At 40.9% G+C, this 16,559-nt stretch carries 14 protein-coding genes, 1 tRNA gene, 2 pseudogenes and 1 riboswitch; of the genes and pseudogenes, 11 read left to right on the forward strand and 6 right to left on the reverse strand.

Features of this window, described 5'->3' with window-relative positions:
• Positions 1 to 7: 7 nt before the first annotated feature.
• Positions 8 to 95: transfer RNA gene (locus HMPREF1048_RS11340), tRNA-Ser, on the forward strand.
• Positions 96 to 162: 67 nt separating this feature from the next.
• Here the strand turns inward: HMPREF1048_RS11340 and HMPREF1048_RS12925 are convergent.
• Both HMPREF1048_RS12925 and birA read right to left on the reverse strand, forming a co-directional pair.
• Positions 163 to 1,451: pseudogene (locus HMPREF1048_RS12925) on the reverse strand (transposase).
• Between the two features lie 156 nt (positions 1,452 to 1,607).
• Positions 1,608 to 2,543 carry a bifunctional biotin--[acetyl-CoA-carboxylase] ligase/biotin operon repressor BirA gene (gene birA / locus HMPREF1048_RS11355; RefSeq protein ID WP_000844500.1) on the reverse strand — a complete coding sequence of 312 codons (936 nt, stop codon included), beginning with the start codon at positions 2,541 to 2,543 and terminating at the stop codon, positions 1,608 to 1,610.
• 284 nt (positions 2,544 to 2,827) lie between these two features.
• Here birA and HMPREF1048_RS11360 point away from each other — a divergent pair, with 284 nt between their 5' ends.
• From HMPREF1048_RS11360 to pnuC, 6 genes and pseudogenes are all read left to right on the forward strand, one after another.
• On the forward strand, positions 2,828 to 4,021 hold the full coding sequence (locus HMPREF1048_RS11360) for an O-antigen ligase family protein (RefSeq protein ID WP_000835613.1): 1,194 nt from the start codon (positions 2,828 to 2,830) through the stop codon (positions 4,019 to 4,021).
• Positions 4,022 to 4,166: 145 nt separating this feature from the next.
• On the forward strand, positions 4,167 to 4,610 hold the full coding sequence (locus HMPREF1048_RS11365; protein WP_000872565.1) for a MarR family winged helix-turn-helix transcriptional regulator: 444 nt from the start codon (positions 4,167 to 4,169) through the stop codon (positions 4,608 to 4,610).
• 34 nt (positions 4,611 to 4,644) lie between these two features.
• Positions 4,645 to 4,836 (forward strand): annotated as a pseudogene (locus HMPREF1048_RS12935) (nuclear transport factor 2 family protein); the annotation flags it as partial.
• A gap of 14 nt (positions 4,837 to 4,850) precedes the next feature.
• Positions 4,851 to 5,579 (forward strand): ATP-binding cassette domain-containing protein, encoded by a 729-nt coding sequence (locus tag HMPREF1048_RS11370; protein WP_000575243.1) that lies wholly within the window; start codon positions 4,851 to 4,853, stop codon positions 5,577 to 5,579.
• Positions 5,572 to 7,092 carry an ABC transporter permease/substrate-binding protein gene (locus tag HMPREF1048_RS11375; protein ID WP_000182942.1) on the forward strand — a complete coding sequence of 507 codons (1,521 nt, stop codon included), beginning with the start codon at positions 5,572 to 5,574 and terminating at the stop codon, positions 7,090 to 7,092. Before HMPREF1048_RS11370 ends, HMPREF1048_RS11375 begins: the two co-directional genes overlap by 8 nt.
• 331 nt (positions 7,093 to 7,423) lie before the next feature.
• On the forward strand, positions 7,424 to 8,230 hold the full coding sequence (gene pnuC, locus HMPREF1048_RS11380; protein WP_000557784.1) for a nicotinamide riboside transporter PnuC: 807 nt from the start codon (positions 7,424 to 7,426) through the stop codon (positions 8,228 to 8,230).
• Between the two features lie 165 nt (positions 8,231 to 8,395).
• Here the strand turns inward: pnuC and HMPREF1048_RS11385 are convergent, their stop codons facing one another.
• A complete protein-coding gene (locus HMPREF1048_RS11385) occupies positions 8,396 to 8,932 on the reverse strand; it encodes a TetR/AcrR family transcriptional regulator (RefSeq protein WP_000181708.1) in 537 nt (178 codons plus the stop codon).
• A 132-nt stretch (positions 8,933 to 9,064) separates the two neighbouring features.
• Here HMPREF1048_RS11385 and HMPREF1048_RS11390 point away from each other — a divergent pair, with 132 nt between their 5' ends.
• Positions 9,065 to 9,955, forward strand: a complete 891-nt coding sequence (locus HMPREF1048_RS11390) for a cation diffusion facilitator family transporter (RefSeq protein ID WP_000850071.1) — start codon at positions 9,065 to 9,067, stop codon at positions 9,953 to 9,955.
• 34 nt (positions 9,956 to 9,989) lie between these two features.
• On the opposite strand, the gene galR is transcribed toward HMPREF1048_RS11390, so the two are convergent.
• Positions 9,990 to 10,994, reverse strand: a complete 1,005-nt coding sequence (gene galR, locus HMPREF1048_RS11395) for a DNA-binding transcriptional regulator GalR (RefSeq protein ID WP_000212517.1) — start codon at positions 10,992 to 10,994, stop codon at positions 9,990 to 9,992.
• 163 nt (positions 10,995 to 11,157) lie between these two features.
• On the opposite strand from galR, the gene HMPREF1048_RS11400 reads away from it, so the two are divergent.
• The 3 genes from HMPREF1048_RS11400 to HMPREF1048_RS11410 all read left to right on the forward strand — a co-directional run bounded on the left by HMPREF1048_RS11400 (position 11,158) and on the right by HMPREF1048_RS11410 (position 14,310).
• On the forward strand, positions 11,158 to 12,336 hold the full coding sequence (locus HMPREF1048_RS11400; protein ID WP_000191956.1) for a galactokinase: 1,179 nt from the start codon (positions 11,158 to 11,160) through the stop codon (positions 12,334 to 12,336).
• Positions 12,337 to 12,354: 18 nt separating this feature from the next.
• Positions 12,355 to 13,836: a UDP-glucose--hexose-1-phosphate uridylyltransferase gene (locus HMPREF1048_RS11405; protein WP_000177012.1), complete on the forward strand. Its 1,482-nt coding sequence runs from the start codon at positions 12,355 to 12,357 to the stop codon at positions 13,834 to 13,836.
• A gap of 69 nt (positions 13,837 to 13,905) precedes the next feature.
• On the forward strand, positions 13,906 to 14,310 hold the full coding sequence (locus tag HMPREF1048_RS11410; protein WP_000651223.1) for a PaaI family thioesterase: 405 nt from the start codon (positions 13,906 to 13,908) through the stop codon (positions 14,308 to 14,310).
• 28 nt (positions 14,311 to 14,338) lie between these two features.
• Here HMPREF1048_RS11410 and HMPREF1048_RS11415 read toward each other — a convergent pair whose 3' ends face one another.
• Together HMPREF1048_RS11415 and HMPREF1048_RS11420 are read right to left on the reverse strand one after the other, a co-directional pair.
• Positions 14,339 to 15,601, reverse strand: a complete 1,263-nt coding sequence (locus HMPREF1048_RS11415) for a nucleobase:cation symporter-2 family protein (protein WP_001194512.1) — start codon at positions 15,599 to 15,601, stop codon at positions 14,339 to 14,341.
• Positions 15,601 to 16,182: a xanthine phosphoribosyltransferase gene (locus HMPREF1048_RS11420; RefSeq protein WP_000770398.1), complete on the reverse strand. Its 582-nt coding sequence runs from the start codon at positions 16,180 to 16,182 to the stop codon at positions 15,601 to 15,603. The genes HMPREF1048_RS11415 and HMPREF1048_RS11420 overlap by 1 nt, the downstream gene beginning before the upstream one ends.
• A gap of 129 nt (positions 16,183 to 16,311) precedes the next feature.
• Positions 16,312 to 16,407, reverse strand: a riboswitch (purine riboswitch).
• Between the last annotated feature and the right edge of the window lie 152 nt (positions 16,408 to 16,559).

A 16,559-nucleotide genomic window follows, 5' to 3' on the forward strand; every position in this document is an offset into this window, starting at 1 on the left:
ATTAATTGGAGAATTACTCAAGAGGCTGAAGAGGACGGTTTGCTAAATCGTTAGGTCGGGTAACTGGCGCAAGGGTTCGAATCCCTTATTCTCCGTTTGAATGAGAGTTTATAACTCTCTTTTTTCTTGCTTCTTTGTTAACTGTACTGGGCTGAAGAAAAGCTAAGAACGAGAAAGGACACATTTCGTCCTTTCTTTTTTGATGTTCAGAGCGATAAAAATCCGTTTTTTGAAGTTTTCAAAGTTCCGAAAACCAAAGGTATTGCGTTTGATAAGTTTGATGAGATTATTCGTCGCTTCCAATTTTGCGTTGGAATAGGGTAACTGAAGGGCATTGACGATTTTCTCTTTGTCCTTTAGAAAGGTCTTAAAGACAGTCTGAAAAAGAGGATGAACCAGCTTAAGATTGTCTTCAATGAGTCCGAAAAATTTCTCTGGTTCCTTATTCTGAAAGTGAAAAAGTAAGAGCTGATAGAGATTATAGTGGTGTTTCAAGTCTTCTGAATAGCTCAAAAGCTTGTCTAGAATTTCTTTATTGGTTAAGTGCATACGAAAAATAGGGCGATAAAAACGTTTATCACTGAGTTTACGACTATCCTGTTGAATGATCTTCCAGTAACGCTTGATAGCCTTGTATTCATGGGATTTTCGCTCAAATTGATTCATGATTTGGACACACACACGACTCATAGCACGGCTTAAATGTTGTACAATGTGGAAGCGATCTAGAACGATTTTAGCGTTTGGGAGTGAAACAGTCTGGGAGACTGTTTCAGCCTGAGCCTAGAAATTCGAAAGCGAAGCTGTTTAGCCAAGTCATAATAAGGACTAAACATATCCATAGTAATAATTTTTACCTGACAACGAACAGCTCGATTGTAGCGCAAAAAATGATTTCGAATGATGGCTTGTGTTCTGCCCTCAAGAACAGTGATGATGTTGAGTTTTTTGAAATCTTGCGCAATAAAGCTCATCTTTCCCTTGGTGAAGGCATATTCATCCCAAGTCATAATCTTCGGAAGATGAGAAAAATCATGCTCAAAGTGAAAGTCATTGAGCTTACGAATAACAGTTGAAGTTGAAATGGCCAGCTGATGAGCAATGTCGGTCATAGAAGTTTTTTCAATCAACTTTTGAGCAATCTTTTGATTGATGATACGAGGGATTTGGTGATTCTCCTTGATGAGGGAAGTCTCAGCCACCGCCATTTTTGAGCACTGATAGCACTTAAAACGGCGCTTTCTAAGAAGAATTCTAGTAGCCATACCAGTTGTTTCAAGGTCAGGAATCTTAGACGGTTTTTGAAAGTCATATTTCTTCATTTGACTTTCACAATCAGGACAAGGTGGAGCCTCATAATCCAGTTTAGCGATGATTTTTTTGTGAGTATCCCTATTAATAACATTCACAAAGTGGATATTATGGTCTTTAATGTCTAGTAATTTTGTAATTGTTCCATATTATTTTTTCTAATGATGATTTGGTCGCTTTTCATTATAGATCTTATGGGACTTTTTTCTACAACAAAATAGGCTCCATAATATCCATAGGGGATTTACCCACTACAAATATTATAGAGCCTTATTTTTTGTTGTATAAACTTACTATTACTTCCAACTCTTTAGTGAAATTTCTCCGCTATTTAGCCAGATTTCTTTTCCGTTATCACATTGAACTAAAAGTTTACCACTTTCAGAGATATCTTTAGCAAGTCCCTTGTAGTCTTTTTGATCTAGTGTAAAAGTCACTTCTTTTCCTAGAACGAATGACTGTTTTTTATATAGGTATAATAGCTCTTCTGCTGGTGTTTCGAAGAAAGCACGCCATATTTCGATAATTAATTCATTTCTTGTTATAGGTGCTGGTGCTTTAAATAGACTAGCAGCTTTTTCTTTTAATTCCTGAGGGAAGTCTTTAATAGTAAAGTTGATTCCTACTCCAATAATGATATCTGTGACTAAGCCAGTTTCTACAGAGGTCATTGCCTCAGTAAGGATTCCTCCAATTTTATGATTGTTTAGGTAGATATCATTGACCCATTTTATGTCGACATCTATTAAAGTTAGGTTCTTAATGGCTTTGTAGACAGCTCCTGCTACAAGTAGTGTGTAGGATGGTAATTTATCATAGGGGAGATTGGGTTTAAGATGGAGTGTCATATAAATACCACCTTGGGGTGAGTAGAAAGAACGTTGAAAACGGCCTCGCCCTGCTGTTTGATAGGAAGCTAGATAGAGGGTGTTTGCTTCATTCCCTAAATCAATTGCTTCTTTTGCATCCAGTTGTGTTGATTTTGTTTCGGGTTTAAAACTGACTTTAATTGGAAGATTTTCTTCTAGAATCTCTGGAAGAATAAGGTCACCATTCATCAGTTTGTATCCTTTGTTTTTGATGCTATCAATTTCAATGCCTTCTTGTTCTAGTCGCTTGATGGCTTTCCAAATTGATGTTCGGCTTAGGGATAGTTCTTCTGCAATTTTTTCTCCGCTAATATAGTCGGTTTCTTTAGATAGGATTTGGTAGACAGCTTGGTAGGATTTCATAGTGTTGCCTTTCTTTAAGAATAGTATATGATTTGAATCTAGTTTGGATAGTTGCGCCTAATCTATATTTTATTACTACTATTTTAACATATGCCTACTATTTACGGCATGATTTTCTTAGAGAAAATGCAATCATTAAGATTGAGTTTTGAAATCTCAGTATTTTTGCTCGCTTTTTTACCTAGGGAAACGTTTCCTTTGTTTTCAAATGTCTAAAAAAGTGGTACAATAAAGGGTAGCTTACTATTATCTGAATCAGCTGATTTGGAGAGAAAGGATTCATTTTGAAATCAATAGGCTTTATTGAAAAGCTGAAAGGGTTGTCTAGTAAAGAACTTATTTTATTGGGAATTATCCTGAGTATCTTTTTACCCTTTTATCTTTTTGTAGTTGTATTCTGTTTATATATTATCAGTTTGATTTTTACAGGAGACATGAAAAGTATTCTTCAGAAAATGGGGGAGCATCCGATGCTGCTTCTTTTTCTTGGCTATAGTACTGTAATATCCATTTTTGAACAAAATTGGATGGGTCTTGTGGCTTCAGTAGGAATGTTTCTATTTACTGTTTTCTTTTTGCACTATCAGTCGATTTTATCACATAAATTCTTTCGATTGATTTTGCAGCTCGTCTTGTTTGGTAGCGTCTTGTCAGCTGCTTTTGCGAGTTTAGAACATTTCCAAATTGTGAAGAAATTTAACTATGCTTTTCTTTCACCCAATATGCAGGTGTGGCATCAGAATCGTGCTGAAGTGACCTTCTTTAATCCTAATTATTATGGTATTATTTGTTGTTTCTGTATCATGATTGCCTTCTATCTGTTTACAACGACCAAGTTGAATTGGTTGAAAGTATTCTGTGTGTTTGCAGGCTTTGTGAATCTCTTTGGATTGAACTTTACGCAAAATCGAACTGCCTTTCCTGCTATTATCGCTGGAGCCATTATTTATCTCTTTACGACCATTAAAAACTGGAAGGCCTTTTGGCTTAGTATTGGGGTCTTTGCGATTGGCTTGAGCTTCCTCTTTTCTAGTGATTTGGGAGTTCGGATGGGGACTTTAGACTCTTCTATGGAAGAACGCATTTCTATCTGGGATGCTGGGATGGCCTTGTTTAAGCAAAATCCTTTTTGGGGTGAAGGGCCATTGACCTACATGCACTCGTATCCTCGGATACATGCTCCTTATCATGAACATGCTCACAGTCTTTATATTGATACGATTCTGAGTTACGGAATTGTAGGGACTATTTTACTAGTTTTGTCTTCTGTGGCTCCTGTTCGCTTGATGATGGATATGAGTCAGGAGTCGGGGAAACGCCCGATTATCGGTCTTTATCTATCTTTCCTTACAGTGGTTGCTGTGCACGGAATCTTTGACTTGGCTCTCTTCTGGATTCAGTCAGGTTTCATTTTCTTGCTAGTTATGTGCAGTATTCCATTGGAGCATCGAACTTTGGTATCGGACATGACGGATTAAGTTTTATAAGATTGAAATCTTCTACCTTGGGTGGGAGATTTTTTTACTGGAAAAAATTATTTCTAAATAGAAATAGTTGACAGTTGAAATGATAAGTGTTAGAATTGTGTTATTCATTTCGATATGGAAATAAATTGGAGGTGTCATGAAATATTGTCATTTGCTAGCAAATCATATTCGTTTGTTAAACGGGCGGATTTTTCAAAAGTTACTGAGCCAAGATCCTGAAGCTCTTTATCGTAGTGAACAGGGTAAGATTTTAGCGGTTTTATGGAATAGTGAAACTGGCTGCGCAACTGCGACAGATATTGCTTTGGCGACTGGGCTTGCTAATAATACTCTGACGACGATGATAAAAAAGCTAGAGGAACAAAAGCTTGTAACTGTTAGTCCGTGTGGAAAAGACAAGCGTAAGAAGTATTTAGTTTTAACGGAGTTGGGCAAGTCTCAGAAAGCAGTGGGACATCGTGTCAGTCAGAAATTGGATACGGTTTTTTACAAAGGTTTTTCAGAGGAAGAAATTCGTCAGTTTGAAGGCTTTCAAGAAAGAATTTTGGCTAATCTGAAAGAGGGGGAAAATGAGGATTAAAATAGAGCAAATTAGCTGTTTATAAGTAAAGGCCACTTTTGACTTTGTTTTCCAACTCTTAGGACAAGGAGACTATGTGGTTAGTTATGGTCGGACTCAGATTGATGGCCTTGCCTGTGCTCAGTAGGATATCTTCCATCTAGAAAATGGGAAAATTGTGGAGCATTGGGACAATAAGGAAGTTATGCCTAAGGTAGCAGACTTGATCAATCGAGGAAAGTTTTAAAATGAGGATACAGAATGATTGAATATAAAAATGTAGCTTTACGTTACACAAAAAAAGATATCTTGAGAGATGTTAATTTACGGATTGAGAATGGGGAGTTCATGGTTTTAGTTGGTCCATCTGGCTCAGGTAAGACAACAATGCTTAAGATGATTAACCGTCTCTTGGAACCGACTGATGGAAATATTTATATGGATGGCAAGCGTATTAAAGACTATGATGAGCGTGAGCTTCGTCTCTCTACTGGTTATGTTTTACAGGCCATTGCTCTGTTTCCCAATCTAACGGTTGCGGAAAATATTGCCCTGATTCCTGAGATGAAGGGCTGGACTAAGGAAGAAATTGCTCAGAAAACAGAAGAGCTTTTAGCTAAGGTTGGTTTACCAGTAGCCGAGTATGGGCATCGTTTACCTAGTGAATTATCTGGTGGAGAACAGCAACGGGTCGGAATTGTTCGTGCTATGATTGGTCAGCCTAAGATTCTCCTCATGGATGAGCCTTTTTCAGCCTTGGATGCTATTTCGAGAAAACAGTTGCAAGTTCTGACAAAAGAATTGCATAAAGAGTTTGGGATGACAACGATTTTTGTGACCCATGATACGGATGAAGCTTTGAAGTTGGCGGACCGTATTGCTGTTTTGCAGGATGGAGAGATTCGTCAGGTGGCGAATCCCGAGACCATTTTAAAAGCTCCTGCCACAGAATTTGTAGCAGACTTGTTTGGAGGTAGTGTTCATGACTAATTTAATTGCAACTTTTCAGGATCGTTTTAGTGATTGGTTGACAGCTCTATCTCAACATTTGCAGTTGTCACTTTTGACCCTGTTACTAGCTATTTTTATCGCGATTCCCTTGGCTGTTTCTCTTCGCTATCATGAGAAGTTGGCGGATTGGGTCTTGCAGATTGCAGGGATTTTCCAGACCATCCCGTCACTGGCCTTGTTGGGGCTCTTTATTCCCTTGATGGGAATTGGAACCTTGCCGGCTTTGACAGCACTAGTGATTTATGCGATCTTTCCGATTTTACAAAATACCATCACTGGGCTCAAGGGAATTGATCCGAGTCTGCAAGAGGCCGGGATTGCCTTTGGGATGACCAGATGGGAACGTCTCAAGAAGTTTGAAATTCCACTTGCTATGCCTGTTATGATGTCTGGGATTCGGACGGCGGCGGTCTTAATTATCGGTACGGCAACCTTGGCTGCCTTGATTGGGGCAGGGGGACTGGGTTCCTTTATCCTTTTGGGAATTGACCGTAATAATGCCAGTCTGATTTTGATTGGGGCCCTTTCTTCTGCAGTGCTGGCTATTGCCTTTAACTTCCTACTAAAAGTGATGGAAAAAGCAAAATTGCGGACGATTTTTTCTGGTTTTGCCTTGGTGACCTTATTGCTAGGTCTGTCTTATAGTCCAGCCCTCTTAGCTCAAAAAGAGAAAGAAAACTTGGTTATTGCTGGAAAATTGGGTCCAGAACCAGAAATTTTGGCCAATATGTATAAATTGCTGATTGAAGAAAATACCAGTATGACTGCGACTGTTAAACCAAATTTTGGGAAAACAAGCTTCCTCTATGAAGCTCTGAAAAAAGGCGATATTGACATCTATCCTGAATTTACTGGTACGGTGACTGAAAGTTTGCTTCAGCCATCACCGAAAGTGAGTCATGAGCCAGAGCAGGTTTATGATGTAGCGCGTGATGGCATTGCCAAGCAGGATCATCTAGCCTATCTCAAACCCATGTCTTATCAAAATACTTATGCTGTAGCTGTTCCGAAAAAGATTGCTCAGGAATATGGCTTGAAGACCATTTCGGACTTGAAAAAAGTGGAAGGACAGCTGAAGGCAGGCTTTACACTTGAGTTTAATGACCGTGAGGATGGAAATAAGGGCTTGCAATCAATGTATGGTCTCAATCTCAATGTAGCGACTATGGAACCAGCTCTTCGCTATCAGGCTATTCAGTCAGGCGATATTCAAATTACGGATGCCTATTCGACTGATGCGGAATTGGAGCGTTATGATTTGCAGGTCTTGGAAGATGACAAGCAACTCTTCCCACCTTATCAAGGGGCTCCACTCATGAAAGAAGCTCTTCTCAAGAAACATCCAGAGTTGGAAACAGTTCTCAATAAATTGGCTGGTAAAATTACTGAAAGCCAGATGAGCCAGCTTAACTACCAAGTCAGTGTTGAAGGCAAGTCAGCAGGACAAGTAGCCAAGGAGTTTCTCCAAGAACAAGGCTTGTTGAAGAAATAGCTTGAAAAGCTAAACTCAACTTGGTTAAACGATTATATAGAAGAAAGCTCAGACAATGTCGTCTGGGCTTTTTTGATTTTAGGGTTATTGAATGTCACTTAAAATGGAAAGAAAGAGAAAATTTTCAGGAATTTCTAAAATTTATCTGTAAATACACTTGGCTATTCATAAAATAGGTGTATAATGTGTTGTGAACTACTTAACAAATAAGGATTTTCAACTCATGTCGACTAAGGTTAGAAATCTTGTGTATAGACAGTTCATTATCTAATAGAGCGTTGCGTCCGAAAGTCTATCCAGACACGGCTCTTTAAAAACAAAAGGAGAAATGATGCATACTTATTTGCAAAAGAAAATTGAAAATATCAAAACAACTCTAGGTGAAATGTCAGGTGGTTACCGTCGTATGGTTGCGGCTATGACTGATTTAGGATTTTCAGGAACTATGAAGGCTATTTGGAATGACCTCTTTGCCAATCGTAGCTTTGCCCAGTGGCTGTATTTGCTGGTTTTAGGAAGTTTTCCTCTCTGGCTGGAATTGATTTATGAACACCGTATTGTTGACTGGATTGGGATGATTTGTAGCTTGACAGGGATTATTTGCGTTATCTCTGTATCGGAAGGTCGAGCAAGTAATTATCTTTTTGGCTTGATTAACTCTGTTATTTACCTTATTTTGGCACTACAGAAAGGCTTCTATGGTGAGGTTTTAACAACTCTCTATTTTACAATTATGCAGCCAATTGGTCTCTTGGTTTGGATTTATCAAGCCCAGTTTAAGAAAGAAAAGCAGGAGTTTGTTGCACGTAAGCTGGATGGCAAGGGTTGGACCAAGTATCTTTCCATTAGTGTTCTTTGGTGGTTGGCCTTTGGTTTTATTTATCAGTCTATTGGTGCCAATCGTCCCTATCGTGATTCAATCACAGATGCGACCAATGGGGTAGGGCAAATACTCATGACAGCTGTTTACCGTGAACAATGGATATTCTGGGCAGCTACCAATGTCTTTTCTATCTATCTCTGGTGGGGAGAAAGCCTGCAAATTCAAGGGAAATATCTAATTTATCTCATTAACAGTCTAGTTGGATGGTACCAGTGGAGTAAGGCAGCTAAGCAGAATACGGACTTACCTAACTAGGAAAAGATATTTGAAAGTGCTGTTTTGAGATTTCGATTAAAACAGATAGACTTGATAATCAAGGATTGGATATGATGAAAAAGAGGATCAGTAGGTCCTCTTTTATTGTCGAAAAAATAAAAACTCAGTAGCCTGGGCATAAGGCGACTGAGCTCTAGTCTGTATTTAGTCTTTAGAAATGAGAAGGTCTAGATAAAACTGGACAACTTCCTGATTTGTGAAGTCTTGACCTTTTTTGAGCCACCAGGTCAATGTTTCGATAAAGTTGGTTACAACTAAGTGTTGGAGATAAGAAGCAGGCAGACTTGGGTGTGCTTCTTTCAAATCATCAACCAGCATGGGGTAGACGTGGTGTTCCAACTCTCTCTGGAGTTGGCGGAGGAAGTAGTCATTCTTGGAGAATAGTAAACTGGTGATATGGTCTTGATTTTTCTGAAAATGCAGAAAGAGGTGGGCGAGGTAATCTTCGGTTGAAATGGCTTGCTCTCTTTCAAAAAGATGATGGAATAGGTAGCGGCAAAGCTCGTCCAGAAGCAGCTCCTTGCTCTCATAGTGACAGTAAAAAGTAGAACGTCCCACATCTGCGAGATCAATAATATCCTGAACAGTAGTGGCCTCGTAGCCCTTAGTGTTCAAAAGTTGTAGAAAAGCTTGATAGATGGCTTTTTTTGTTTTACTGGTACGGCGGTCAATGTTAGTCATATGGACACTTGAGGCAAATTGTTCAGAACTGAATAAAGCTGACCTTTTGCTTCTATCCTTTCTTTGAGTTTTAGTGGATAATGATAATGAACAAGATGTTCATAAATCTATTATAACAAAGGAAACAAGATTATGAAGACAAAACATGCAGTTTGGCTGGCTTTTTTCTTGAATCTAAGCTTTGCCATTGTTGAGTTTATCGCTGGTGGGATTTTTGGTTCCAGTGCAGTTCTCGCTGATTCGGTTCATGACTTTGGGGATGCGGTTGCTATTGGTATCTCGGCTTTTCTAGAGAGCATTTCCAATCGGAAAGAAGATAGCCATTACACCTTGGGCTACAAGCGTTTTAGCCTTTTAGGGGCTATGGTGACCGCTGTGATTCTGATGACAGGGTCTGGTATGGTGATTTTGGAAAATATGGTCAAACTCTTTCACCCACAACCTGTCAATGAAGAGGGACTTCTCTGGCTTGGAATTATTGCCATCAGTGTGAATGTCTTAGCAAGTCTGGTCATTCGTAAGGGACAAACCAAGAATGAATCCATTCTCAGCCTGCACTTTTTGGAAGATACCCTGGGTTGGGTGGCTGTCATCCTGATGGCCATTGTTCTTCGATTTACCGATTGGTATATCTTGGATCCGCTCTTGTCTCTTGCTATTTCCTTCTTTATTCTGTCAAAAGCCCTTCCACGTTTTTGGAGCACGCTCAAGATATTCCTCGATGCAGTGCCAGAAGGAGTAGATATCCAGAAGATCAAGACGGATTTAGCAGAGTTGGACCATGTCGCTAGTATCAATCAGCTTAATCTCTGGACTATGGATGGTTTGGAAAAAAATGCCATTGTCCATGTTTGTTTAAAAGAGATGGAGCATATGGAAACTTGTAAAGAATCTATTCGAATTTTCCTCAAAGATTGTAGTTTCCAAAATATTACCATTGAGGTGGATGCTGACCTAGAAAGTCACCGAGAACATAAGCGTAAGGCGTGTGACTTGGAGAGGAGTTATGAGCATCAACATTAGAAAAAACGGCCTTGATAGAGGTCGTTTTGTAATCCTAATCATTCCTTGTACTTTCTCTCAAAGTCAGTCTAGTTCCCAGCATGGTCAGGCTAGGGATTTTCCGACCGTGGAGGACTTCCTTGTTAAGAATATCCATGCCTGCTCGGCCCATTTCCTCGGTATAGACGGTGATGCTGGAGAGGGGAGGATAGACCTGCTTGGTCAGGCTAGTGTCGTTAAAGGAAATGAGGTTGACACGGTCTGGCAGATTGATTCCAGCTTCTTGGAGGGCACGGAGGGCACCGATGGCTAAACTATCACTGGCTGCGAAAAAGGCTGCTGGGAGTTGGTCTCCTAAACTCTGAATAGCCTCCTTCATCAAGTCATAGCCAGACTGGGCCGTAAAGCTTCCTTGAAAGACCAATTCATCATGATAGATTCCCTTTGTTTGACTGTAGTTTCTAAAATTTTCCAGTCGCTTATCCTCAATGATTTCTTCTTGGTCGGTTGTTTCTTCAAGGCCTGTTAGAATCCCGATGCGGTCCATCCCTTGGCTGAGAAAATAATCGACAACCTGTTTCATGGCAGTGTAAAAGTCTGTGATAATGCAGGTGTGTCCCAGCGAGAGGGTATCGCTATCTAGAAAGACAAGAGGCTTTTGGTATTCTTCAAAGGCAGAGATCTGAGCTCGACTAAACTTTCCGATGCAGAGAATTCCGATGACTTCCTCGCTCAGTGTAAAAGGATGGTCATTAAAATAGCGTAAAATATCATAGTCCAGTTCTTGGGCTCTTTTTTCTATGCCTAGGCGAATCTGGTAGTAGTAGAGGTCGTCCAGCTCCCCTTGTTCACTGACCCATTGGATAATGGCAATCTTTTGCTTGGGCTTGTGGGACTCGCCTGTCTTGAGGTGCTTAGTATAGCCCAACTCTTCAGCAACAGTTAAAATACGGTGTCTGGTTTCTTCTGTAACAGATAGGCTCTGGTCGCGGTTGAGGACACGGGATACGGTCGCGATAGAGACAGAGGCTAGCTGTGCAATGTCTTTTAAGGTAGCCATAAATCCTCCTTGATTAGGTTAGTATATCATATTTTTCTGCTTTTTACCGATAGTTTAGTAAAAGTTTAGTAAAAAGGATTGACCTTGGAAAATCCCTTGGATACAATAGAAGAAAACGATTACACGTTAAGGCGGCTTAACGGACAGTAAAAGGAGAAATCATATGACACAACATCTTACTGCTGAAGCTCTTCGCAAAGACTTTCTTGCCGTTTTTGGTCAAGAAGCAGACCAAACTTTTTTTTCACCAGGTCGTATTAATTTGATTGGTGAACACACAGATTACAACGGTGGGCACGTTTTTCCAGCTGCTATTTCCTTGGGAACTTATGGGGCTGCTCGCAAACGTGATGACCAAGTCTTGCGTTTCTACTCAGCTAACTTTGAGGACAAGGGTATTATCGAAGTGCCTCTCGCTGACCTCAAGTTTGAAAAAGAGCATAACTGGACCAATTATCCAAAAGGAGTTCTTCATTTCTTGCAAGAAGCTGGGCATGTGATTGACAAAGGGTTTGATTTTTATGTTTATGGGAATATCCCAAATGGTGCTGGTTTGTCTTCTTCAGCATCTTTGGAACTTTTGACAGGGGTTGTGGCAGAGCATCTCTTTGATTTAAAATTAGAGCGTCTCGATTTGGTTAAAATCGGAAAACAAACAGAAAATAGCTTTATCGGAGTAAATTCTGGCATTATGGACCAGTTTGCTATCGGTATGGGGGCTGACCAACGTGCTATTTACCTAGATACTAACACTTTAGAGTATGATTTGGTGCCACTTGATTTGAAGGACAATGTTGTTGTTATCATGAACACTAATAAACGCCGTGAATTGGCGGACTCTAAATACAATGAACGTCGTGCTGAGTGTGAAAAAGCAGTGGAAGAATTGCAAGCAGCTTTAGATATTCAGACCTTGGGTGAATTGGATGAGTGGGCCTTTGACCAATACAGCTATCTGATTAAAGATGAAAATCGTTTGAAACGTGCTCGCCATGCTGTGCTTGAAAACCAACGTACCCTTAAAGCGCAAGCAGCCCTTCAAGCAGGAGATTTGAAAACATTTGGTCGTTTGATGAATGCGTCACACGTTTCTCTGGAGCATGATTATGAAGTAACTGGCTTGGAATTGGATACCCTTGTTCACACAGCTTGGGCACAAGAAGGAGTTCTCGGTGCTCGTATGACAGGGGCAGGTTTTGGTGGCTGTGCCATTGCCTTGGTGCAAAAAAATACTGTTGAGGCCTTTAAGGAAGCTGTTGGCAAACACTACGAAGAAGTAGTTGGCTACACTCCAAGTTTCTATATCGCTGAAGTTGCAGGTGGCACTCGCGTCCTTGACTAGTCAAAAGGAGGCTCTATAGTGACCTTAGTAGATAAATTTGTAACACATGTTATTACTGAAAGTTCGTTTGAGGAAATGGATCGAATCTACCTGACTAATCGTGTTTTGGCACGAGTGGGAGATGGTGTTTTGGAAGTTGAGACCAATCTGGATAAATTGATTGACCTCAAGGACCAGCTGGTTGAGGAAGCCGTTCGATTAGAGACGATTGAGGATAGTCAGACTGCGCGTGAAATCCTTGGTGCTGAACTGATGGACTTGGTGACTCCTTGTCCGAGTCAGGTCAATCGGGACTTTTGGGAAACCTATGCCCACTCTCCTGAGCAAGCGATAGAGGATTTTTACCAACTCAGTCAGAAAAATGACTACATCAAACTCAAGGACATTGCTAAAAATATTGCTTATCGTGTACCATCTGATTATGGAGAACTTGAAATTACCATCAATCTCTCTAAGCCTGAAAAGGATCCTAAGGAGATTGCGGCAGCCAAGTTGGTGCAAGCTAGCAATTATCCCCAGTGTCAGCTTTGTCTAGAGAATGAGGGCTACCATGGTCGGGTAAACCATCCAGCTCGTAGCAACCACCGTATTATCCGCTTTGAAATGGCGGGTCAGGAGTGGGGCTTCCAGTATTCGCCCTATGCTTATTTTAATGAGCACTGTATTTTCTTAGATGGCCAGCATCGTCCCATGGCGATTAGCCGTCAGAGTTTTGAGCGTCTACTGGCTATTGTAGAGCAGTTTCCGGGCTATTTTGCGGGTTCAAATGCGGACTTACCAATTGTGGGGGGCTCTATTCTAACTCATGACCACTATCAGGGAGGCCGTCACATATTTCCTATGGAATTGGCTCCCTTGCAAAAGACCTTTCAATTTGCTGGTTTTGAGCAGGTTAAGGCTGGGATTGTCAAGTGGCCCATGTCAGTGTTGCGTTTGACTTCGGATTACAAAGAGGATTTGATCAACTTGGCTGACAAGATTTTGCAGGAATGGCGTCAGTATTCAGATCCTAGTGTGCAGATTTTGGCAGAAAGTAATGGAACACCACACCATACCATTACACCGATTGCCCGTAAACGCGATGGCCAGTTTGAGTTGGACTTGGTTTTACGAGATAATCAAACATCACCAGAGCATCCTGATGGCATCTATCATCCCCACAAGGATGTCCAACATATCAAGAAGGAAAATATCGGCTTGATTGAGGTCATGGGCTTGGCAATCTTGCCACCACGTCTGAAAGAAGAAGTGGAGCAAGTCGCTAGCTATCTTGTAGGAGAAGCTGATGCAGTTGCCGACTATCATCAGGAATGGGCAGACCAACTCAAAGCCCAACATCCAGATCTAGCGGATAAAGAAAAAGCTCTTGAAATCGTCAGGGACTCTGTGGGTACTATCTTTGCTCGTGTTCTTGAGGATGCAGGAGTCTACAAGCAAACGGAACAGGGACAGGCGGCCTTTATGCGCTTTGTGGAACAGGTCGGAATTTTGCCAGACTAGGTGCTTTCTCCTTGCACAGTCCTATAAAAAGTAGTATCATAGTGTCGTTTGAAATATCAGGAGGAAACGATGAAAGACTTTCATTTTGACGCTATATCTGCCTTTGAAAATTACGAAATTGAACAAATGAGAGATGGTCACGTTGTGGTAACGACAAAAGTAGTGGACTCGTCGCTCAACTACTATGGCAATGCCCATGGTGGCTATCTATTCACACTATGTGACCAAATCAGTGGTTTGGTGGTTATCTCGCTGGGGCTTGATGGGGTGACACTCCAATCCTCTATCAACTACCTTAAGGCAGGAAAACTCGACGATGTATTGACAATAAAAGGAGAATGTGTCCATCAAGGTCGCACAACTTGTGTGGTAGATGTCGATATCACCAATCAAGAAGGCAGAAACGTCTGCAAAGCAACCTTTACCATGTTTGTCACAGGCCAGCGGTCAGAAGACAGACAGGTGAGGATATAACATAAAAAAAGAGGTTCGCACCTCTTTTTTATTTCTTTTTATGATTTAATACGGCATTGAGGACAATGGCAAGTAGGCTGGCTACGACGATTCCGTTTGAGAAGAACATTTGGAAGGCTGTCGGCATGCTGACAAAGAGATTGCTGTTATTTAGACCGACACCTGCAGCGATTGAAACAGCTGCGATAAGGAAGTTGTGTTCATTGTTAGCAAAGTCAACACGGGCGAGGATTTGCATCCCTTGAATGGATACAAAACCAAACATCACCAGCATGGCACCACCGAGGACAGGGCTTGGAATGATTTGGGCAAGGGCGCCAAACTTAGGAAGCAGTCCAAGGATAACCAGGAAACCAGCTGCGTAGTAGATTGGCAGACGAGTCTTGATACCTGACAATTTAACCAACCCAACGTTTTGTGAAAATCCGGTGTAAGGGAAGGTGTTAAAGATTCCTCCGAGAAGTACGGCCAAACCTTCTGCGCGGTAACCGTTGCGTAGGCGCATGCTGTCGATTGGATCTTTTGTGATATCAGACAAGGCCAGATAAACACCAGTAGACTCAACCATAGAAACCGTTGCTATGATACACATCATGACAATAGATGAGATTTCAAAGGTTGGCATTCCAAAGTAGAGTGGAGTTGGGACATGGACAAGTGGTGCTGCTGCAACAGGAGAGAAATCAACCAAACCCATGCTGGCAGCAATGGCAGTTCCAATAACCAAACCGATCAAAATAGAGATAGACTTGATAAATCCTTTGGTAAAGATGTTAATCAAGAGGATAATCAGAACAGTGATAGCTGCAAGCAAGAGACTTTGACCAGTTGGCTCTGGAACATTATTTCCCATATTTCCAATAGCGACAGGAATCAAGGTTAAACCAATCGTAGTAATAACAGATCCTGTTACGATAGATGGGAAGAGATTGGCTACTTTTGAGAAGATGCCTGAAACAAGAACCACGTAAATCCCTGATACGATAAGGGCACCAAACATAGCACCACTACCATGGCTTTGTCCAATCATAATCAAGGGAGCGACTGATTGGAAGGCAACTCCGAGAACGACTGGGAGTCCAATACCAAAGTATTTGTTGAGTTGGAGTTGGAGGAAGGTTGCCACACCACACATGAAGATATCTGTGGAAATCAGGTAGGTCAACTGCTCAGTTGAATAGCCAAGGGCTGTCGCAATCATGATAGGAACCAGGATGGATCCTGAGTACATGGCTAGTAAGTGTTGCAAGCCAAGAACGGCTGCTTGCGAATGTTTTTCTTGAGTTTGCATTAGAGATCTGCCTCCTTAAATATGACTTGACCATTTTCAAAACGATCCAAACGAGCGAGTGATAGAACAGGGTAGCCTGCTTTTTCAAGCAGATCACGGCCATCTTGGAAGGATTTTTCAATCACAATACCGATAGCTTCGACTGTTGCTCCAGCCTGTTCGATGATTTGAATCAAGCCTTTAGCAGCTTGGCCATTAGCAAGGAAGTCGTCGATAATCAAAACCTTGTCCTCTGGTGAGAGGAATTTTCCAGCGATAGAAACGGTGCTGGTTACCTGCTTGGTAAAGGAGTAAACTTCGGCAGTTAAAATGCCTTCATTCATAGTGATGTTTTTAGCTTTTTTAGCGAAAATCATGGGAACGTTTAAGGCTTCAGCTGTAAAAATGGCTGGGGCAATACCTGACGCTTCAATGGTCACGACTTTGGTAATACCAGCAGCAGCAAATTTTTCCGCAAAAACCTTACCAATCTCTCGCATCAAGCTAAAGTCAACTTGGTGGGTTAAAAAGGAATCCACCTTGAGGATGTTGTCACCCAAGATATGCCCATCCTTGAGGATACGCTCTTCTAATAATTTCATAAGACCTCCTAAAGTCTAAAAGCCAATCCATTTGCTTGTTTCAGATTTCTACCCAGTAAAACGGATAGAAAAAAGGACCTACTTAATCTCTAAGTAAGTCCCCAAAATAGGCGTGGCAAAAACACCCATACCTCACTCTGACTTACTTATTGTTAGGTGTTCCGGCACCTTGTAGAAACGTCGTGCCAATTCACGACATAAACAAGTAAAATGATATTCAATTTTAAATAGGCTTGAGCCAATGTTTTTATTTTACACTAAATAACTTTAGAAATCAAATATTTTGTTAGTATTTTGGTTTAAAAAACGAACAAATATAATAAAAATGGGCAAAAATCAACTTATTGGCTAACATTTATACTCAATGAAAATCAAAG

Origin of the sequence: Streptococcus mitis SK575, assembly GCF_000257865.1 — a bacterium.
GTDB classification, from domain to species: domain Bacteria; phylum Bacillota; class Bacilli; order Lactobacillales; family Streptococcaceae; genus Streptococcus; species Streptococcus mitis_CQ.